The 20,838-nt window shown below is 60.1% G+C and carries 14 protein-coding genes; 5 read left to right on the plus strand and 9 right to left on the minus strand.

The window, feature by feature from the left end:
- Nucleotides 1-48: 48 nt before the first annotated feature.
- From G5S37_RS08275 to G5S37_RS08290, 4 genes are all read right to left on the minus strand, one after another.
- Nucleotides 49-2,127 (minus strand): 3-hydroxyacyl-CoA dehydrogenase NAD-binding domain-containing protein, encoded by a 2,079-nt coding sequence (locus G5S37_RS08275; RefSeq protein WP_165202616.1) that lies wholly within the window; start codon nucleotides 2,125-2,127, stop codon nucleotides 49-51.
- Between the two features lie 60 nt (nucleotides 2,128-2,187).
- On the minus strand, nucleotides 2,188-3,465 hold the full coding sequence (locus G5S37_RS08280; protein ID WP_165202618.1) for a thiolase family protein: 1,278 nt from the start codon (nucleotides 3,463-3,465) through the stop codon (nucleotides 2,188-2,190).
- 75 nt (nucleotides 3,466-3,540) lie between these two features.
- Complete coding sequence (locus G5S37_RS08285) at nucleotides 3,541-5,070, minus strand: AMP-binding protein (RefSeq protein ID WP_165202620.1); 1,530 nt, start codon at nucleotides 5,068-5,070, stop codon at nucleotides 3,541-3,543.
- A gap of 64 nt (nucleotides 5,071-5,134) precedes the next feature.
- Nucleotides 5,135-6,235 carry a patatin-like phospholipase family protein gene (locus G5S37_RS08290; RefSeq protein WP_165202622.1) on the minus strand — a complete coding sequence of 367 codons (1,101 nt, stop codon included), beginning with the start codon at nucleotides 6,233-6,235 and terminating at the stop codon, nucleotides 5,135-5,137.
- Nucleotides 6,236-6,450: 215 nt separating this feature from the next.
- Between G5S37_RS08290 and G5S37_RS08295 the strand changes: the two genes are divergently transcribed.
- Nucleotides 6,451-9,021: a CehA/McbA family metallohydrolase gene (locus G5S37_RS08295; protein WP_165202624.1), complete on the plus strand. Its 2,571-nt coding sequence runs from the start codon at nucleotides 6,451-6,453 to the stop codon at nucleotides 9,019-9,021.
- Between the two features lie 76 nt (nucleotides 9,022-9,097).
- Here the strand turns inward: G5S37_RS08295 and G5S37_RS08300 are convergent, their stop codons facing one another.
- Entirely contained in the window at nucleotides 9,098-9,523 is a 426-nt protein-coding gene (locus G5S37_RS08300) for an OsmC family protein (RefSeq protein ID WP_165202626.1), read from the minus strand.
- Nucleotides 9,524-9,763: 240 nt separating this feature from the next.
- Between G5S37_RS08300 and G5S37_RS08305 the strand changes: the two genes are divergently transcribed.
- The 4 genes from G5S37_RS08305 (at nucleotide 9,764) to G5S37_RS08320 (ending at nucleotide 14,113) form a co-directional block, all read left to right on the plus strand.
- Nucleotides 9,764-11,260, plus strand: a complete 1,497-nt coding sequence (locus tag G5S37_RS08305) for a hypothetical protein (protein ID WP_240914837.1) — start codon at nucleotides 9,764-9,766, stop codon at nucleotides 11,258-11,260.
- 102 nt (nucleotides 11,261-11,362) lie between these two features.
- On the plus strand, nucleotides 11,363-12,382 hold the full coding sequence (locus G5S37_RS08310) for an NAD(P)-dependent alcohol dehydrogenase (protein ID WP_206026357.1): 1,020 nt from the start codon (nucleotides 11,363-11,365) through the stop codon (nucleotides 12,380-12,382).
- Between the two features lie 109 nt (nucleotides 12,383-12,491).
- Nucleotides 12,492-13,259, plus strand: coding sequence for a class I SAM-dependent methyltransferase (locus G5S37_RS08315; protein ID WP_165202630.1), 768 nt, complete (start codon nucleotides 12,492-12,494; stop codon nucleotides 13,257-13,259).
- A gap of 92 nt (nucleotides 13,260-13,351) precedes the next feature.
- Nucleotides 13,352-14,113 carry a hypothetical protein gene (locus G5S37_RS08320; RefSeq protein WP_165202632.1) on the plus strand — a complete coding sequence of 254 codons (762 nt, stop codon included), beginning with the start codon at nucleotides 13,352-13,354 and terminating at the stop codon, nucleotides 14,111-14,113.
- 40 nt (nucleotides 14,114-14,153) lie between these two features.
- Here G5S37_RS08320 and G5S37_RS08325 read toward each other — a convergent pair whose 3' ends face one another.
- The 4 genes from G5S37_RS08325 to G5S37_RS08340 form a co-directional block, all read right to left on the minus strand.
- Nucleotides 14,154-17,297, minus strand: a complete 3,144-nt coding sequence (locus G5S37_RS08325) for a nucleoside hydrolase (protein ID WP_165202634.1) — start codon at nucleotides 17,295-17,297, stop codon at nucleotides 14,154-14,156.
- A 109-nt stretch (nucleotides 17,298-17,406) separates the two neighbouring features.
- A complete protein-coding gene (locus G5S37_RS08330) occupies nucleotides 17,407-19,443 on the minus strand; it encodes an FAD-dependent oxidoreductase (RefSeq protein ID WP_165202636.1) in 2,037 nt (678 codons plus the stop codon).
- A 154-nt stretch (nucleotides 19,444-19,597) separates the two neighbouring features.
- Nucleotides 19,598-19,993: a hypothetical protein gene (locus G5S37_RS08335; RefSeq protein ID WP_165202638.1), complete on the minus strand. Its 396-nt coding sequence runs from the start codon at nucleotides 19,991-19,993 to the stop codon at nucleotides 19,598-19,600.
- A gap of 9 nt (nucleotides 19,994-20,002) precedes the next feature.
- Nucleotides 20,003-20,833, minus strand: a complete 831-nt coding sequence (locus tag G5S37_RS08340; RefSeq protein WP_165202640.1) for a hypothetical protein — start codon at nucleotides 20,831-20,833, stop codon at nucleotides 20,003-20,005.
- Nucleotides 20,834-20,838: the final 5 nt, after the last annotated feature.

A 20,838-nucleotide genomic window follows, 5' to 3' on the forward strand; every position in this document is an offset into this window, starting at 1 on the left:
TGAAGGTGTGAAGTGATGTGTTTGCGAGCGACCTGCCCGCGAGATGGATTAAGAGGAACTGGGGAACAAAGACTGGAAAGACGGGTAACCGGAGCCCAGCATCATCGCGAGCTCGATGTCTCCCGCACTGGAGGCCACGCCTTCCTCAAGGACGAGGGCAGCTTCCCTTTGCATGAGGCCGTTCAAATGCTCCGCCATGGCATCCGTATTCGGGAAGACAGAAAGCGCGCGAGGCTTGAGCAGCTTCATCACTTCAGGATTGGGCTGGTCGCCTGCCTTGCTTCCGAAGGCGAGGTAGAAGCCGCGGCCATTCTTTCGACCCAGCATGCCGGCATTCACCATGCTCGTGAGCAGCGTGGAGCGCGGGATGCGATCGCCAAAGGCATCGCGCATCGTCTTCTCCACATGCAGGGCCACATCGAAGCCGATTTCATCCAGCAGGCGCAGTGGTCCCATCGGCATGCCAAACTCCGTCATGGCATCATCCAGTGCCCAGGGATCACGCATGGATTCGGCAATCTGCACCGCGCCCAGGAGGTAGGGCATGAGGATGCGGTTCACTACGAAGCCGGGTCGGTCCTGCACGAGGATGGGTGTCTTGCCCAGCGACTGCACAAACTTCACCGACGTGGCGATGACTTCGGGAGTGTTGTGCTTCGTCACGATAATCTCGACCAGCGGCATGAGGTGTGCCGGATTGAAGAAGTGCAGACCGATGACGCGCTCTGGGTGGGTCACGTCTGCTGCCATCTCGGTGACGGAGAGCGCGGAGGTGTTCGTGGCGAGCACGGTTGTCTCACTGCAGCGAGTGGCGAGATCTTTGAAGAGATTCTTCTTCACCTCCATGTCCTCCACCACGGCTTCGATGATGAGGTCCATGCGATGCAGTGGGACCTTGTCCGCTGTGGTGCCGATGCGGTCCATCGTTTCACGAGCCTGCTTGCTGGTGAAGGCGTGACTCTTCAGGCCGGTATGCACGAGCCTTTGAATATTGCCCATGCCACGCGCAAGGAACTCCGGCTTGGTGTCCGTCATGAGTACGCGCGTGCCTTTTCCGGCGATGGTGTAGGCAATGCCCGAGCCCATGACACCGGAGCCGATGACGGCGGCGTTCATCACGGGGTGTGGCGTGGCTCCCACGCAGGCCTTGGGCAGCTTCTTCGAAGCGACTTCCTTGCGCAGGAAGGCACCGATGAAGCGGCGCGTCATGTCGGTCGCGGTGAGCTCGCGAATGGCCTGCTGCTCCAGGGCGAGTGAGTGTTCGAAGGATTTTGCAGCTCCGCGTGTGATCACTTCCACGGCCTTCACCGGCGCGGCGGGATGTTTGCGAGTCCAGGGGAACTTGGCATGAATCATCGCCTTGGAGCGGAGGCGCAGGTACTGCGGCATTGGCCAGATCTGCGTGAAATGGAAGTGGTGCTTTTTTACTCCGATGGGTTTGAAGGCGAGGCGCTTTGCCAGCACCTCCATGTTTTCCAGCGGCACCACCTCGTGCACCAGGCCGAGCCGCTTCGCGTGTTTCGCCTTCAGCAACTTGCCGCGGACGATGAGGTCCATCGCCTTTGGCAGGCCGATGAGGCGCGATAGTCTGGTGCAGCCACCCCACGCAGGTACAAGGCCGAGCTGTGTCTCCGGCAGACCGATGCGGGTGGCATCACTATCACTCGCGATGCGCCAATCGCAGGCCAGCGTCATTTCAAAGCCACCGCCCACGCAGGCGCCATGGATGAGCGCAATCTTTGGGATGCGCAGGGATTCGAGGTGGGTGAAGACATCCTGCCCGAGCGAGAGCAATTCATACAGCTCCTCCTGCGGCAATGTCTGCACGGCTTTGAGATCGGCACCAGCGACGTAGACGCGGTCCTTGGCGCTGCGGATGACGAGCGCGCGGATATCCGTGTCGCGATGCAGCTCCTCGATGTGGCAGTCGAACTCATCCAGCGTGTCCAGGTTCCACACGTTCGCCCCGGAGTCCGGCGTATCGAAGGTGAGCCAGCAGATACCATCCGCATCCACTTCATGGCGGAAGCACTGCGTGCGGTGCACACGATGCGCATGCGCGGGCTGCGGGCGCATGATGGTGTCTTCCACCGGGTCTTGTGTGGGATCGAGTACGAAAAGGTCCATGGGGGAAGAGGAGTTATGAGTTAGGGGTTATGCGTTAGGGAAGGATGGAAGGGCTCTTGCTCAGAAGGATTCGAGGCAGACGGCACCGCCCTGGCCGCCACCCACGCAGAGGGTGACGAGTGCACGCTTCTTGCCGGTGCGTTTGAGCTGCTTCAGCGCGGAGAGAATGAGGCGTGATCCTGTGGCGCCCACGGGGTGGCCGAGGGCGATGGAGCCACCTTGAGGATTGAGACGAGTTTCATCGACTTCGCCAAGGGGGGCGTCGAGGCCTGCGCGCTTTGCCGCAACCGGATCACGGAAACATTTCAATACCGCGAGTGCTTGCGCGGCGAAGGCCTCATTGAGTTCAATGAGATCTACGTCCGCCAGGTTCCATCCGGCGCGGTGCAACGCGAGCGCGCTGGCTTGCACGGGACCAAGTCCCATGCGCTCAGGATCACAGCCGGTGTAGGCATAACTCACCATGCGGCCCAGGGGTTGCATGCCGAGCGAAGAAGCCTTTTCCTCGCTGCAAGCGATCATGGCCGCGGCGCCGTCTGAGATCTGTGAGGAATTGCCTGCGGTTACGGTGCCGGTAAGAGGATCAAAAATGGTGGGCAGCTTTGCGAGCTTTTGCACGGAACTGTCTGCGCGCACGCCGTTGTCCTGCATGATGGCTTTCACTTCGCGGGTGCCGGAGAAGGCGGGCACCATTTCCTCAGCAAGGAACATCGCGGCGGCTGCGGCCTTGAGGTGGGACTTCACCGCAAAGGCATCCTGCTCGGCGCGAGTGATGCCGAACTCGCGGGCGAGGACCTCGGCGGTCTCTCCCATATTCAGCTCGGCCACGGGATCGGTGAGGCCCATCTTCAGCGCGAGCAAGGGCATGAAGTCCTGCGGACGGAATGCGGCCATGGCGCGCGCCTTCGAGCCAAAGGTTTTCGCCCGGCCCAGCATGGCAAACTTCAGAGCGGCCTCATGACGGAAGAGCAGCGGCATCTGTGACATGTTTTCCACCCCGCCGACGAGGAAGACTTCACCCTGACCAGCAACGAGCTTCTGATGCGCGGTGGTCACGGCCTCCATGCCGGAGGCGCAGTTGCGATGCACCGTCATGGAGGGCTTCTCTTTTGGAATGCCGGTGCGCAAGGCGATGACGCGCGAAATATTCGCCGCGTCGGCAGGTTGCCCGACGCAGCCGAAGATGGTCTCATCCACCAATGCGGGATCGAAGCCGCTGCGAATGAGCGCGCCAGCAGCTGCGAGACGACCGAGGTCAGCGGCGTGCATCTCCGCCAGGGAGGAACCGGCCCGGCAGAAGGGCGTTCTGGCGCCATCGAGAATAACCAGAGATTTCATGGGAAAGATCAGGTTGGGATTGCATCCTGCCATCAGGGGCTCGCGCCCCCGGTGGTAAGTGGACGTCTCGGGAAGTCACTTCACAGACGACTGCTGCGAAGACGACGAAGGGGAGGGGACGGAAGTGCCGGCCGCGCCCACTTTGGGGCGGCGGTCTGCCAGCTTTTCTTCCTTCAGCAAGCGGCCCACGCCGAGCAGTTCGCGCATTTCCGCGAGCGTGTGGAAGTGGATGGCGTTCGGCTTCAACTCGGTCACTTCCAGGAAGCGGCGATTCAGGTGCTCACGCAAGGTGCTCTCGCTGACGGCATCATCGGGTGTGACGTGCAGCAGCACTTCATCACACTCCAGAGGATCATCGTTGCGCTTGCGTAGCTCGATCTGCCAGGCGGCGACACCGCGCTGATCGTCGAGCAGGTGCTCCAGCATGTTGAAGTCCACCAGCGTGCCTTTCAGCTTGTCCAGGCTGAGGCTGCGGACCTCGCTCACCCTCGAGATGGGGCCGATGAGGCGCGGGCAGTGGCGACCGCAGTGCGGGCACATGTCCCAGGTGATACCGCCCTCGGCGATATCCCCCGTGCGATAGCGCAACACCATGGTGCCGCGGGCATCCAGCGAGGTGTAGACGATTTCCCCGGGCGTACCATCCGGCACCACTTCTCCCGTTTTGGGATTGATGAGCTCGATGATGCCGAGGTCTGGATACAGGTGGAATCCGCTCGCGCCTTCATGAGGCATGGTGGGGCACTCAGGCCAGGCCATCTTCGCCTCGGTAAAGGCGTAGGTGCTGATGATGTGCACGCCAAGCGAGCCGAGCTGGGCGCAGAGTTCACGCAGCTTCGCACGCAGGCCCTGGGGAGTCTTTTCACCGCCGAGGGTGATGCGCTTGATGTTCGGCCAGCGGCGCTTCTCCTCCACGGCCTGACGGAGGACGTGGTACATGAAGGTGGGCATGCCGATGATGACATCGGGCTGGATGCGCTCGATGAGATTGATGTTTCCCTCGGTGCCGAGCGTCTTCCCGCCACCGGTGGAGAGCATGAAGGTGCCGAGTCCCAGTCCCGCATAGTGCGCCTGCCAGAAGGCGAGGTGTGGCGCGTAGGGGAACATGTTCACATGGCGGTACTCGCGGTCGCTGCGGCCCACTTCCATGATGCGCTTCCCGGCCAGCTCCAGATGAGCGAGGTCGTGCTTTGTGTAGACGAAGGGCACCGGATCGCTGCTGCGTCCTGTGGTGCTGGTCAGCAGGATGGGGCGGAACTCCGCCTCCAGCTTGTCCTTCGCATACTGCTTGCCGTGGAAGATGGCATTGAAGATGGTGCGCGGTTCGCGCGTGAGAATCTTCTGGTCAGGAATGAGCACAAACTCACGCTGTTTTTCCCGGGATTCTGTGAGGTCAACCTTGCTGGAGAGCGGGACCTTGGCCCAGTCTTCAAAGGAGCGGATGTCGTTCGGGCTGATCCCGTGCTCCTCGAACATCTTATGATAGTGCGCTGAAAAAGGCAGCACCCTATGTTTCAGATATTCGCGAAGGCGGCGAATCTGCCAGGATTTCCAGAACTCCGGCGTGCCGGCGTCCCACAGTGGAGAGGAGAGGAAGGGTTTCATGGCTGTTGTCGTTCATGAGGTTGGATTGATGGCGATGTTGATACATGATACAAAATGATGGGAGTCACTGCGGCTGGCCGCCCTCGGCGGCAGCGGCGACTGCATAGCCTGCCTGCTCGTCATTCGGTCCCAGGACCACTCCCGGGCGTGGCGGCTGCTCCGATGGTGACGGGGCCGCGGAGCGCGGAATCTGGAGCAGCTTCCGAATCTGCGGCAGTGCCTCCAGGGCGGCGGTGCGGCCCGATTCTATATAGCGATTGAAGTTTTCGAAGTCGTACCAGCGTGACTCCTGGCAGAAGGGATGGATGAGCACGTCGGCACGCGCGCCTTCATGCTCAATGACGCGGAGCTGTGAACTCGTCAGGCAGCGCTTGAAGGTATCCAGCACATTGCCGTAGGCGAAGAGGTTCAGATTCCGGCTGAGGGACCCAAAGAAACGGGACACCATCGAAGAGGGAATGGGCGGCGGAATGGGATAGCTCTGCATCTTGCTGGAAGAGATGTCTTCCAGAGTGGGCATCACATTTACGGCTATAATATAGTCCAGATCCGCGACCTTGTGTAGCAATTCCACAGGAAGAGGCTCCGCGGCGCCGCCGTCGATCCAGCGTGCCTCATTCAGATAAACCGGTGACACGATGCCGGGAATGGCACAGCTCGCCTGCACCGCGGCCGCAGCCGGGGTGGTGGGAGGCAGTACTTCCCCTCGCACCGTGTCGAGATTGGTAGCCACCACATGCATGCGGGTGGCGAGGTCTCCCAGGGTCTTTTCACCCAGGGTGCGCTCCAGATGCTTGCGCACTTTGTGACCTCGAAGGAATCCTTGCAGCGGAGGCACGGCAAGATCGAGCAGGCGGATGAGCGTCCGGCGGTCGCGGATTTCAGAGGCCAGCTTGGCCAGTTCCTCCCCGGGGACGCCCGCTGCCCACAGCGTGCCTACGTAGGCTCCCATGCTGCTGCCCATGATGACAGAGATGGGTATCTGTGCCTCCTCCAGGACCTGGATGACACCGATGTGTGCCAGGCCTCGCGCACCGCCGCAGGAGAGTACCAGACCTATTCTGGGGGGATCCTGGGCTGAGGCGGGAGCAGGGTCGTGAAATCGCTTCAGAAGTCCATCAATATTGAACCATGGGAAGCGCAGTATGGGCGAGGGGGCGCGCATGACTGTAAAAGGGGGTTCACTATGTTAGACATGCAGGTCGCTTCAAAATTCAAAAAATCAGAAGTAAAACACCGAGTTATGGTGTGAGACAAAATGTCTGAATCCATTGTCAAACGGCGCGCGAATATGACAGAAAGGGTGCTGGTTTCCGGGAGAGTTCGGAGCGAAAAAAATGTTGCTTGCTCCCGGTAGGTCGGAGCGTACGAGAGATTGCCATGCGCATCCTCAAGCCCTTCTCCACCCTGCTAGCGTGTCTTTCCTTATCGACCTCTGTGTCCGCGGCCGAATCCTTTGAAATCGGCGAAGGCCGTGAAGGTGACCTGCCCCAAGGCAAGGAGGCGGATGGTATTCGTGGGGATTTTGTGCTGCGCAATGACAAGGTGGTGGCGTTGATTTCCCAGAATGCTCCCTTGCGTCGCGCGAACATGAGCACCTTCTACGGGGCGGACGGCGTGACCCCCGGCTGCCTGTATGACCTGACTCTGGCGGGCGCGCAGAATGACCAGCTCATCTACTTCGGTCCCGCTGGGCAGAAGGGGCAGGTCTCCTGGGTGCGGGTGGTGGCAGAAGATGATGAGAACGCTGCTTCTGTGGAAACGGTGACGACCGCAGCGAAGAATGACGGAATATATAAGCGGCACGAGTACCGCGTTCGTGATGGCGAGTACGGGATCTGGGTCATCACCACGCTGCGTAACGAGGGTAAGGAAAAAATCAAAACGAAGACCAAGGACGCCTGGACTCGCTTCAACGAAAGCGGCCAGAAGGATGGTATCCAGTGGGCAGATGCGGTGGACCCTCGCGACAAGGCTGGTTATGCCTATGCCAATCTCCCGCTGGAAGACTGGAAGAAAGAGCCCCCTGCCGAAGAGGTGGAACTGGCACCGGGAGAGCAGGTGACCTGGGCGCGCTTCCTCGCGGTGGGAACCTCTCCTGCGGAAGCCTGGGGCCGCGTGCGTGAGAAGCGCGAGGGCAAGGAAGGCACGCTTGCGGTCAAGGTAGCGGACAAGGCGGGCCAGCCGGTAACCTCTGCTTCCGTCTCGCTCGTAGATGACAAGAACGTGCTCAAGGGATATCCCAATGAGAAGGGCGAAATCACGCTGACCCTCCCCACGGGCAAGCATCAAGTGGTGGTGGAAGATATGGGTCGGCCTGCGGTGATGCAGGAGGTGACGATTGCGGCTGGCAAGACGGTCAACATCTCTGCCGCGCTGGAGCCCGCCACGCGCCTGAAGTTCGCCATCACGGATGAGAGCGGACGCAGCATCCCGTGCAAGGCGCAGATTCTCGCGCAGGGCGAGACGCCGCCGGTGGACCTGGGCCCCGTGATGCGCGCGCATGGTTGCCGTGACCAGTGGCACAGCGAGCGTGGTGACTTCACCGTGCAGGTGCCGCCTGGCAAGTACCGTGTGGTGGTGACGCGTGGAATTGAGCACAGTCACCTCGCGCAGGAAGTGACGCTGGCTCCGGGGCAGGAGATGGAGGTGAAGGGGACCCTGAAGAGGTTGGTCGACAGCACCGGCTGGGTGAGTGCGGACTTTCATAATCACTCCACGCAGAGCGGTGATAACATTTGCGGCACGCCGGATCGTCTGACGAACCTGGCGGCGGAGCACATCGAGTTTGCACCCACCACGGAGCACAACCGCATCTATGACTGGCGGCCCATCATCGAGAGCCTTGGCCTGCAGAATGACATCCAGACCGTGGTAGGCATGGAACTCACAGGCAGTGCGTCGCACCTCAACTGTTTCCCGCTGACGGTGGAACCTTTCCTGCAGGACAATGGCGCGCCCGTCTACAATCTCGATGCACGCATCGCGGCGCTGACGCTGCGCGGCTGGCAGGGTGAGCGCGCGGACCGCTGGGTGCAGGTGAACCATCCGGACAACGCCTTCCTCTTCAATGATCGCAATCTCGACAGCAAGCCGGACGGTGGTCTGGTGGGCATCGAAGCCATGGTGGATGGCATGGAGACGGAAAACTTCATCGGGGATGGTGTGCTGGCGGATTCCCCGTGGACGCTGAACCGTCCCAAGGGCGCCCTGGCCACGAAGGTGAACTATGTCCGCCAGTTCATCTGGCTGCAGCTTCTCAATGCGGGCTTCCGCGTGAAGCCGGTGGCAGTGGCCGATGCACACACAGTGTTTGGCAATGGCGTCGGTGGCTGGCGCATGTACCTGCCCAGCAAGACCGATGAACCGGCGAAGATCGACTGGTCTGGTGACATCGCCGCGCAGGCGAAGGCGGGCCACTACTTCCTGACCACCGGACCGTTCCTCAATGTCACTACCGCAGATGGAAAGATGCCGGGTGACGATGTCCGTGCGAATGGCGTGGTGCAGCTCAAGGTGAAGGTGCAGTGCACAGACTGGGTGAACATCGACCGCATCCAGGTGCTGGTGAACTCCCGCAAGGAACCCACGCTGAACTTCACCCGGAAATCACACCCTGAGATGTTCAAGGATGGTGTGGTACAGTTTGACCAGACCATTACGGTGCCTCTGCAAAAGGACGCACACCTCATCGTGGTGGCCGTGGAGGAAGAAGGTGACCTGAAGACGGGCTATGGCAGCAGCGACCAATCTCGTCTGCGTCCCATGGCCTACCACACGCCCATCTATGTGGATGTGGACGGCAATGGCTTCCAAGCGAATGGCGATACGCTCGGTTACGACATTCCCGTGGCGAAGATGACGGTGGACACCGTGCGCGAAAAGCTGGGCCTGCCCCCCGAGGTCAAGCCCGCGGCACCGGCCAACGGTGCGACGAAGCCTGCTCCGTGAGATGTGTAGCACAACAAAAGCGGCGGCTCGTGTGAGCCGCCTCTTTTGTTTTGGGCAAAGTCTCTCGTGCGCCAGGCTACGCTTCCAGCGTGGCAGTCATCGTGATCTTGGCATTCAGCAGTTTCGAGATGGGGCAGTTCGCCTTGGCGGCCTCAGCGGCCTCCTGGAAGGCGGTTTCATCCGCACCAGGAATGGTGACCTTCACATCGAGGTGGCTTGCGGTGACCTGAAATCCATCACCCACCTTCTCAAGGGTGACCGTGGCTTCGGTCTCGATCTTCTGCGGCGTCATGTTGGCCATGCCGAGGATCATGGAGAGTGCCATGGAGAAACATCCAGCGTGCGCTGCGCCGACCAGTTCTTCGGGGTTCGTGCCCTTTTCACCCTCGAAGCGGGTGCGGAAGGAGTAGGGGACACCGGAGAGCACTCCGGAACCGGTGGTGATGGTTCCGCTTCCGTCCTTGAGACCGCCGTTCCAGATTGCTGATGCTTTTTGTTTCATGGTCTTTCAGCATCGCATGGGTCGTGGAAATTGGCTGCAATTTTTTGTAGTCAGATTTGCCTTAAAAGATTGGAAGTGAAAGAACGGTGGGACTGGCTGGGTAGGTCAGGCATCGACCATTTGCCCGTTGATTCATCAGGTTGCCCATCCGCCATGTCCCACCTCACTTTTTTCTCAGGTCTCCGTCAGTCCAACTCCGGTCGCCCTGGAGTCATGTGCCCTCGGCGTATATCAAGGCTGATGGTGCTGCTGCTGCCGGTACTGATGGCATGGAGTGGGTTGGCGGTGCGTGTACAGGCAGCAACATTGCAAGCGGGCGCCGCACGTGTGGAGATCACCGACCGCACCACGCCCGTGATGAATGACCCGCTCTATGCAAAGGCTCTGGTGCTCAAGAGCGAGAACACCACCGTGGTGCTCATCACACTGGATGTGGTCTCAATTGGCGAGATAGGCCGCATCGGGAACGGTTTCCTCGCGACGGTGCGCGGTGAGTTGCGGAAGGAGCTCGGCATCGCGCCGGAGTGTGTGGTCATCAACACAAGCCACTGTCACGGGATTCCACGACCCGACACCGCGGCGCTGACCGTGCAAGCGGTGAAGGAGGCCTGGAAAAAGCTGGCTCCGGCTCGCGTAGCCACGGGCAGGGGGAGCGAGCAACGCATCAGTGAGAACCGCCGCATCAAGATGAAGGACGGCAGCGAGGTGGACATGCGCCGTGCCTATCCGCTGCCACGGGATGAAGATGTGAAGGCAGTTGGGCCGATTGATCCGGAGATCGGTATTCTCCGTGTGGACCATGCCGATGGCCGGCCGCTCGCGGTGGTGTACAACTTCGCGTGCCATCCCATCATGAATCCACCCAGCACGGGGAACTCAGCGGACTACCCCGGCTTTGCGTCCAAGGTGATCGAGGATGATCTTGGCAACGGCGCAGTGGCGTTGTTCATCCAGGGATGTGGTGGGGACATCAATCCCGTGGGCTACAAAGGCGTTGCTTATCCTCCGCAGGCGGAGCCACTGGGGACGATGCTGGGCCTCAGTGTCATGAAATCTGTGAGGGAGATGAAGACCAACGCGGATGCGGCCCTGGGGGTCACAAGAACGACGATTGCCCTCCCACGCGCGGCGGACTTTGAGCGACGGATCGCTGCGAATGAAGCGGAGCAGGTGAAGCTCACGAAGTCTCTCCGCGGCACCAATCTCAACTTCAAATCTTTTCTGCCGCTGCTGATGCAGCATCGTCTTTCCCCCGAGCAACCGGCCGCGCATGCCCAGCAGTACCTGCATCAAGGGGCGAATGGCAGGGAGGACTATACCCGCCTGGATGCGGACAACCGCACGAGCATTGAGGCGTATTTGTACAACATCGAGGTTATGGAGAAACTCACGCGATTGAATGCCAACCTCTCGTTGTTGAAGAAACATCAGGCGCAAACTGTTGCCGCAGGCAATACCACGCTGGATGTGGAGATGGCCGCTGTGCGCGTGGGAGACTTTCGCATGGTGACGTTTCCCGGTGAGGTGACTGTGGAGGTGGGCCTCAATATCAAGAAGGCCGCGCCGCATCCGCACTGCTTTGTCGCGGGTTATACGAATGGCTACATCTACTACACACCCACCGCGGCCCAGCGGGGCAACACGGGCTATGCGCAGGAGGATTGTGACACCCTGGTCGCGCCGGAGTGGCAGGCGTTGTTTGAGAAACGCGCGCTGGAAATGTTAAAGGGCTTGTGAGTTTTCAAAGACCGGACTGTAATCACTGTCCGTATCGAATCTGAATTGCACGGCTGCGGACGTCCGTGGTCGATGTGTTCATACACTCAGCCCAATCTTCCCATGAAAAGCAGCTTTCAAGGATTCGCCGCCCCGGAAAAAGGAAAGAAACTCGAGTCGTTCTCCTTCGACCCCGGCGAGTTACGCGATGAACAGGTGGAGGTCGCCGTGGAGTACTGCGGCGTGTGTCACAGCGACCTCTCCATGATCGACAATGATTGGGGACAGTCTGTGTATCCTCTGGTGCCGGGGCATGAGATCGTGGGGCGCATCGTGGCGGCTGGCGACCACGTGAAGGGCGTCAAGGTGGGACAGCGCGTAGGGATAGGGTGGTACTCGGAGAGCTGCATGTCGTGTACGCAGTGCCTCTCGGGGAACCACAACCTGTGTCCCAATGCGGAGCAGACGATTGTGAACCGTCATGGGGGCTTCGCCAATCGTGTGCGCGCCCACTGGGCCTGGGCCACGCCGCTGCCCGATCAACTGGATGAGACGAGTGCGGGTCCACTCTTCTGTGGTGGCATCACCGTGTTTAATCCCATCGTCCAGTTCGGGGTGCGTCCGACGGATCGTGTGGGTGTGATTGGCATCGGTGGACTGGGCCACATGGCGGTGCAGTTTCTCAGCAAATGGGGCTGTGAGGTCTTTGCTTTCACCTCAAGTGATTCCAAGAGGGACGAGGCGATGAAGATGGGCGCACACCACGTGGTGAGCTCACGCGATGCTGGCCAACTCAAGAAGATTGCAGGCTCACTCGATTTCATCATTAGCACCGTGAATGTCTCCATGCCGTGGGATGCGATCCTCAGCAGCCTCGCGCCGAGGGGGCGGCTGCATTTGGTGGGGGCGGTGTTGGAGCCCATCCCGGTTGCGGCATTTTCCCTCATCGGAGGGCAGAAGAGCATTTCAGGCTCCCCGGTGGGTGGCCCGGCCACCGTGGCGAAGATGCTGGACTTCGCGGCCCGGCATGGGATTCCGCCGATCACGGAGGAGTTCCCCTTGAGCCAGGTGAATGAAGCGCTCGATCACCTGCGCGCGGGCAAGGCGCGGTATCGCGTGGTGCTGAAGAACGACCTCGGTTGACGGGCATTGATGCTCGTCGACGCACGGAGCTGGGCATCTGGCCCCGTTGTACCCTTTTCAGGGTAGTGGTGTTTCTTGTGCGGCTGTGAATTCTCCATGATACTGCCTCATGTCTGACGTATCCCGTGCTCCTGAGAAACGTTTCTCCAATCGTGTCGCGGACTATGTGAAGTACCGCCCCGGGTATCCGCCTGAAATCCTGGACTTGCTCCGGGAGAAGACGGGTCTGAATGCGGGGTCGGTGGTGGCAGACATCGGCTCGGGCACGGGTATCTCAGCGGAGTTCCTGCTGCGCGAGGGATGCACCGTTCATGCAGTCGAGCCGAATGCGGACATGCGCGTTGCTGCCGAGTCGATGTTGGGTGGCAGGCAGGGATTCCACAGCGTAGCGGGTTCCGCGACGGCTACCACGCTGCCGGATCATTCGGTCGATCTGATTGTGGCGGCCCAGGCGTTTCACTGGTTCGCCGGAGAGGCGACGCGCGCGGAGTTTGATCGCATCCTGGATCCGGACGGCTGGGTGGCGCTCATCTGGAATGTCCGCAAGGTGGACTCCACGCCCTTCCTCGTGGCGTATGAGTCGCTGCTGCTGAAACATGCCACGGACTACGGGCAGGTACGCTACGAACTGGTGGATGAGAAGGTGCTCGCGAGCTTCTTCCGGGATGGGAAGTTCACTTCCACATCCTTTCCCAATGCCCAACAATTCGACTACGAAGGACTCAAGGGGCGGCTGCTCTCCTCTTCGTATGCGCCTGCGGCAGGACAGCCGGGGCATGAGGAGATGATTGCTGAGTTGGAGCGCATCTTCAGTGAGCACCAGGTCGGCAGTAAAGTGGCGATCGACTACGACACGTGGGTGCATTGGGGACGATGAGGCATTTTGCAATGCCGGATGTCCTGTGAGGTAAACGGGTTTTTCCGTAGTACGGCTTTTTTTGAGTTCCGGTTCAGCCCGTGCTTGATGTGATGCCAAGCATCCCACCAAACTACGTGAACACACCTCCCGCCTACCCGTCGTCCGTTCCGCCACAACCTCCCCAAAAGAAGAGTGCCCTGCCGTGGATCATCGGTGGATGTGGATGTTTGTTCCTTCTGGGGCTGGTGGGACTGGGAATCATTGGATTTGCCTTCTACGCCGCGCAGAAAGCCGAGAGCAAAGGACACACTGTAATCATCCCTGCCGCTGATTGGAAAAGCTACAACAGCATGTCGGGAAACATCCCGGCAGACATGCAGGAGCATCTGGTGCCATTCACTTTCAGCTACCCGCCCCAGTTCGAAATTGTGCGGAGCTCAGGCAACTTTGTGAAGGTGGAGGAGGGCACGGCACCCGGCACCGACGACAATTTTACGTTTGAAAACTTCGGCGTGGGATACTTCAACATCCCGAGTGATGGCGTGGATGCGGTGGCGATGCCGATGCTCATTGCGCAACTCGGCTCGCAATTCGCCGCCGGCTTTCCCGGGTACCGTGAAGTCTCGCAGTTCGAGGAAGAGGTGTCAGGCTACAAGGGGCGGGCCATGATCTTCGAGTCGGAGCTCAAGGGCACGCCGAGAGGCGACGTGAAGGTCTTCGGCAAACTGGTGATGGTGCGCAAGCCGGGTGCGACCAAGGGGGTGACCATCATCATGCTGGCAACCACTGCAGACCCGGAGATCAAGACCGTCTATGACGTGGGCGTGAAAGGTGACCTGCCGGGAATCATCCAGTCGTTCCAGTTGAATTGAGCGACGGAGTCCCTTCCTGCATCGTCAATGCCAGCCGGAGCTAACCCTCCGGCTGGATATCCAGGGTGGCGAGTTTCCCAGGTGGAAGTTTGAGAGACAGCCTGGAGAAAGGACCTGCTTTAACCTCGATGGCAGGCAGCGTGCTCACGTTGCCTGCTTCCTTCAGTGAGGCCTTGTACCTGCCTGGCTTCAGCAGCCGGAGTTCGGCTTCGAGAAAGCGGTCTTCCTTGCCAAAGTGGAAGAGCTCTGCGGTGAGGTGGTTGGTATTCGCTTTCGTCACGAATACCGCGATGTCCTTCGCTGGCGTGAGCCATCGCACGGCCATCTGAGGGAAACGCGGGGCATTGGTGTCGCCGCTCACCATGCGGTAGAGCAGTTCGTGTTTTGGCAGGGTCACGCCCTTGTAGTCGTCGAATTTGTAGTCCTCTGCGAGGAATTGGGCGAAGCGCATCACGCGGTCCGTGGAGCGTACTTCGCTGGTGAAACCGGCGAAGTTCACGCGCAAGGCTTTCGCACTGTCGCGCAGGGCAGCGGTGATTTCTTCGCGGCCTGAGGCATCCGAGCGCAGAGTGTACTGGGCGCTCTCCAGCGCGAGCAATTCGTCGAACTCAGTTGTGCCAGTGAGTGCCTTGCAACGAGCGAGGGACTTCACCAGTGCGCCGAAGTTGCTGTTCGCATTCTCGCGCGGCCCGAGGTTCTCCGCGCACCATGCTTCGCTGCCGGGCTTCGCATGGGTGGTTCCCTTTTCCCTCAGCCACTTCAGGCGCATGGCGGCCATGGAGCGCAGGGGTTGCAGGTACTTGTCCTTGCCGGTCTTCACATGGGCAATGATGAGGGCATCGGTGAGCTCAGTGATGACGCTTGGCCAGATGTAGTAGGAGTGCATGTAGCCGCCGGGCTTTACCGGTTCCCACCATGGTTTCTCGGCCCCTGCGGCGGCGCCATCCGGCCAGCGGATGGAGGACGGCAGGATGCCGGCGGGTTTGCCATTCTCTGCACGCGCAGTGGCGTCCACCCAGGTGTCCAGCCATGCGGGTAGCACTTCATCGAGTACGGAGTCATTCTGCTGCTGCCAGATGAGGAATGCAGGGTGCAGCGCGCCCACGTTCGCCATCACATCAAACGCCCGCGTGGGCACGGGGCTGGTGTCGGTGGCGCTGAAGTAGAAGCTCTTGAACTGAAGCTGGCCGCGCTCGTTCTTTCCCGTCCAGGCGTCCCGCATGAAGGGCCCCATCTTCAGCGCCCAATCCTTCCATCGTTGGTTCTCGGGCTCCAGCGCCATCAGGGGAATGAGATTATCCGTGGTGTCTTCCGCTGCGTGCTCCACGTCCGTGATTTCCTGGTTGAAGCCGCCTTTGAGATGGGGGCGGTTCATGGCGGATTTGGAGAACTTGAGCTGGGCTTCGAGGGACTTCTTGTCCTCGAATCCCATCAGCACGACTGCCCACCAGCGCCACATCTCGCAGTCGTCCCCCCAGCCACCGCCAAACTGGCCATCCTCGCGCTGGCGGTGGTCAATCCACCAGTGGATGATGTCCCGCAGGCGCTCAATCTGTTCGCGCTGCAGCACGGCCCATTCAGGAGCATCAGGTGTATCAGGAAATGATTTCTCCCAGGGGATGGCCTGTCCCAGATACATGCCGGGGATGGGATTCTCCGGAAAGGCCTTCTGAAAGCGACGGAAGTCCTCGCAGGCACGCTGATGCAGTTTTGGTCCCTCCACCGGGTGACTTCGGATGGTGCTGTTCTCAATCAACTGCCACGCACGCATGCGGCCCTGGTACAGCGCGGTGATGGGATAGAGCCGTGATTTTTCGGAAATGCCGAAGTCATACGCGTCCCATTGTTTGCTGTAGAATTTGAGGCCGCCCTGCATCCACTTTTCTACGAAGGCGGCGAGCGTGGCGGCTTCGGCGCGTTGTTCCGAGCTGAGGACGGGATCCATGGACATCTCCAAGAGCAGGCGATGTCGTTCTTCTTCGTTCTGAGTATTGCCTGCTTTCTTCCAATGTCCCGAATAGTCGGGGAATGAAAACGGGAGCCGGTGACGGGTCTCCTTGATCGGAGGACTGTCCTCTTGGGTGAGGATGCCTTCCCTGAGGTTGTCGGCACTCTTGTCTTGTTCCTTGATGCTCGCCGCGGGCGGTTGGATCAGCAGTTCATCCAGCACGGACTCGACGTAGGCATCATTCGGCTTTCCGGAGACGTCCTTCTTCTTGAGCAGGTAGGACTGGTCTTTGTCGGGGCTGGACTTCCACTCAAAGGTCATGTCGTCCTTGAGGTCCATGTAGCCGGTGGACTGGATGTCCCAGTAGTCGCGGTGGCCACGCACGGCGTAGAGCACGGTGGCAAGGTCTGCAACGTGACGGTCCTTCGCCGTGCCACCGAAGTAGTGCTCGTAGGATCGTCGGACAGGATTGTTCATGGGCGTGTTCGCAAGGCTGCTGCCAATCTGCAGGCCGCTGGGAACAGAACACACCTCCCGGCCAGCGAAGACGATGGGCGTGGGCCACTCTCGGATCACCTTCAAGACAGAGCCGGGCTCGCGGGTGAAGTTCACATTGCCGAGCTTGAGGTCATCCTTCGCGGGTGAGCCGATGAAGTTGCCACCCATGCACACATAGAGCTTCACCTTCTGCTTCACGAGGTCGGCTCCGGAGGCATGGCTGCCCTCAGCGGGAAGCTCAAGCAGGTTTCGCAGGTTCGTGAGATAGCCCACGGTGACAATGGTCACGGTCTGGTCGGGCTGCTTCTCGAGGATGTCGCGATAGACCAGCGCGGCATCAGGGACATCGGCGGTGGACTTGAGCGATTGCGGAAACTCTTTCGCAATCTGATCCACATACTTTGAGGGATGGCTCTTGCCGTTTTTCTTCGGCGCTCCGATGGGAAGGTCGGGCCTGCCGTAGTACGCATTGATCGCGGCCACGGTAGGTGCCGCGCCGGGGTGGGTGACGCTCACCACCGTAGCCAGGATTTCGCACTCACCGCGATCTGCGAGCGCGTGGAGCACGGCCATGGCTCCCGCATCATCGCAATCGGTGTCCATGTCCGTGTCGAAGAGGATCTTCGGAATGGGTGAGGATGATTGGGCATGGCCCTGCGCGAGTGCGGAGGAAGAGAGGGCCACAGCCAGCAAGCACAGGCCGGGAAAACGGAACAGGGAGAGGAAAGCCGCCAACATGGGTGATGGCGATGATACGGAGAAAGTGGGCGTGTCTTTTTAAGAACTGAAGATGGCAGTCCAAGGCCTTCGGCATTCGCTCGCACACCTGACCTGACTGCTTGAAGCTTTACTTCACCCTGCTCGCAAAACCGCGCAGCACGAGGCGCATGTACGAGCCGGGTACGGATTTGCCGGGCACAGCATTAGCCTCCCAGAAGTCGGTGGAGGACAGCACCTTCTTTTGTGCCAGAAGTGCAACCGCCTCCTGGTGCGTGGATGCGTCACCCAGCGTGCGCGCCATGCCAAGCAGCAGCGGTCCGACTTTCTCGCCTTCGCAGCGTTCGCCTTTGACCGCATGCTTGAGCCAGTAGTCGGGTGAGGTGATAAGGTCCTTTTTCGCCAGCACCTGCAGGTCCGCTGCAAGCTCGGCTTCGGGCGCTGAGGCTGCGGCGGTATCTGGCGCAGAGGTGGTGGTACGCGCTGGGCGATCGAGGATTTGTTTGTCTGCGAGAAGACGTTCGCGGAGCTTCGCGTAAGGCACCTCCTGAATAGCTGTCTTCTGCTCGATGGCGAGACTCGCTGCCGTGGCGGCTGCTTGTCCCAGCATCATGAACACCGGTTCCATGCGGATGGAACCATAGGCCGCATGGGAAGATGAAAGGCAGCCGGGCACGAGCAGATTGGTGCACTCCTCTGCACGTGGGCGGATGGCGCGATAGCTGATGGGGAAGGATTTCGAGCCGACAAAAAATCCGCGCTCGCGATGCAACACGCCCTTCTCGTCGATATACAGGGTGACGCCGTGGGAATCGAGCGGATAGGAACCGATAGCCACACCGTCCTCCGCCGTCCTGGCACCCTTGGCATCGTGCTCAGTGACCACATAGTCGCTGATCATGCGGCGGGCTTCGCGCACATAAAGCTGGAAGGGAAAGTGGCTGTTGTCAGTGAACTCATCCTTGGGCAGGCCCCAGCACTGCATTTCATCCCGCACTTCCTGAGGCAGGCGTGGGTCGGTGGCCAGGAACCAGAGCAATCCCAGGGTGTAGTTCTTGTGCAGCTCCCAGATTTCCTGGCGCTTTGCGTAATCCGCCTCCGGCCAGTCGTAGCTCGCACCGTACATGTCGCTGCCGAATTCACTGCCGCAGTTCGAGTCCGTCTTGCGATTGGGCACGAGTTCGAAGTTGATGCCGAGGTCGCCACCGTTTCCTCGCAGGCCGATGGCGGCATGCTTGCGTGGGCCGGGGCGCACATTCTTCATGGTCGCGATGTGCCGGGCGAGCAGTTCGTAGTCGAGCGGGTTGTAGCTCGGCGGCTTGGTGAGCGGAACGCGGTTCTCCGGCACGTCGGTGAGGCTGATGCGGAAATTGTAAGCCTGCACGCGGTGGTCACCGGTGCCTTTGGGGCCGGGTGGCTTGGCTTCCACGCGGGGAAGCAATCCACTCTTGGGATCACCGGCGACGACATACGGGCTGACTTTCGGAAAGGGAGCGGGCGTGAAGGGGAAGGCGCCATTGAGCGACTCCTCGTACTGGCTGTTTGGCTCGCGGCCCACGATGTACTTCACACCGGCTTTCGCCATGAGGTCGCCCTCATAGGTGGCATCGATGAACATCGTCGCCTTGAACTCGCGACCACTTTCCATGACAATGGAGGTGATGCGCGGGCCGTCCCTGCGCACGCCGTTCTTCAGATCGAGGCGTTCGTTGAAGACCACTTGCACGCCTGCTTCGCGCGCCATGTCATTGAAGACTTTCTCCGCGGCGCTTGGCTCGAAGAGGAACTGCGATTTGATCTCCTCCATGCGCTTCCCGTCCACACCCCAGATCTTTGGGAGCCAGTTGAGGAACTCCTCGCGTGTGCCCGTCTTCCAGGACGTGGGCTCTGTGTAGTGAAGGTAGACCCTCTGGTAGAACTCCCGTGCCAGTCCACCGATGGTATCGGTGGAGCCATTGTCCGTCATACCCAGGCCACTGGCACTCATGCCACCCAGATGTTTGCCGGGCTCGACGATGGTGACACGTTTACCCATGCGCGCTGCCTGCACCGCAGAGGTGACGCCTGCGGAAGTGCCGCCGTAGACGATGATGTCCGTGGGTTCGTCCGCTCGTGTTTCAAAGACATGAAGGAGAAGGAAGGCCGCGAGAAGAAGGAGGCGTTTCATGAGCAGACAGTCGGAAGGTGAAACGGGGCGAAGGAGGGCAATATGCGTGGACGTTTTCGCCGAGAGGTCCCTCACGACTGGACCTCCAAGTGTGTCGATGATGCGGCGGGTGTGTGACGACTCGCGGCAGCCCAATCTTTCCACTGCCGCGTGCCTAATTGTGGGTTCCGAGAAGGCGTGAGATGGCAGTATAAAATCCGTATACTGCCAGCGCACCTACAAATAGGGAGAGGAGGCACCCAAGGGAACGTCGCCACGCGCTCTTCGCAGTGGACTTTTGGAGTGTATCGAGGCTGTGCTCAGAGATCACTTCAAACACCAGAGAACCTCGCGACTTGGGAGAGTGTTCTTCGGTGACGTAGTGCTCAACCCTTCCGTCGCCCTTGTCTGCCAGGGACTGCAGGTCTACGGCAAGATTCCGAAGATCTGTGGGGGTGGTTAGCACCACGGTGTTGCTATAGCCAGGATGCCCGGACTCGGTGCGGAGGACGTAGCGATTCCTCGGTGAGGAAGTTTTGCCCGTTCCGTCTTCTTGTTCCTGGGAGTTCATCGCAGGTGACTACTTCGCCGTCGTCTGCTCCTTGAGCAACTCAGACGGTGTCAGGAAGCGGCAACCTTGATCACGGAGATACAGCACCGCCTTCTTGAAGTTCTCAAAGCGCGCGTCATCCCATTGATTCGGATGTCCCTGGATGACGAAGTAGGGTACGGAGTCCTTCTTCGTCTCGTAGGTCTTTTGCACATTTTCCGGATTGGGAACGAAGAGCGGCTTCTCCAGCTCCATGAGGCGCTGCACCACGAACTTGCTGGTGGTCACACCCTTCGGCGGTCCGTAGTAGAAGACCATCTTGATTTCCGGGATTCCGTCGAGTGCCTTGTACGTGGTGCCGTCGATGGCGGTGCTGTGCGGACCGAAAGCCATCATTTCAATGCCGGTCTTCTGCTTCACGAGGTCGATCGACTTGCGGAACATCGCAGCCTGCTCCTCCGGCGTGCCGCCCATGTATTCCGCTGTGCGACCATTCACCTTCATCTCCGGGGGGAGCAGGCGAGCGTAGTAGCCGTGGTGCCAAATCTCGAGATACCCCTTGGCGACGTGTTCCTTGATCCAGTCGACGTAGGCCGGGCAGTCGCCTTCCAAGGAGTCGCTGAGAATGCCGTAGGAATATTTGAGTTTCTCACCCTCCAGGAAATCTGCGGTGCGCTGGAAGCGAGGCGAGACCGAGGCGGTCGGTGGCTTGCCGCCTTTCACGAGGTCATCGAGCTTCAGCACGATGGCGAGGGGCTTCTTGGCGGACTCGGTGGCGGCGGGAGCCTGGGCAAATGCAGTGGCATTGGCAAGCAGGGCAAACGCGAGACAGGCAACGGCGAAGAAGGAAAGCGGCTTCATGCGAG

The organism is Roseimicrobium sp. ORNL1, from assembly GCF_011044495.1.
Lineage (GTDB): Bacteria > Verrucomicrobiota > Verrucomicrobiia > Verrucomicrobiales > Verrucomicrobiaceae > Roseimicrobium.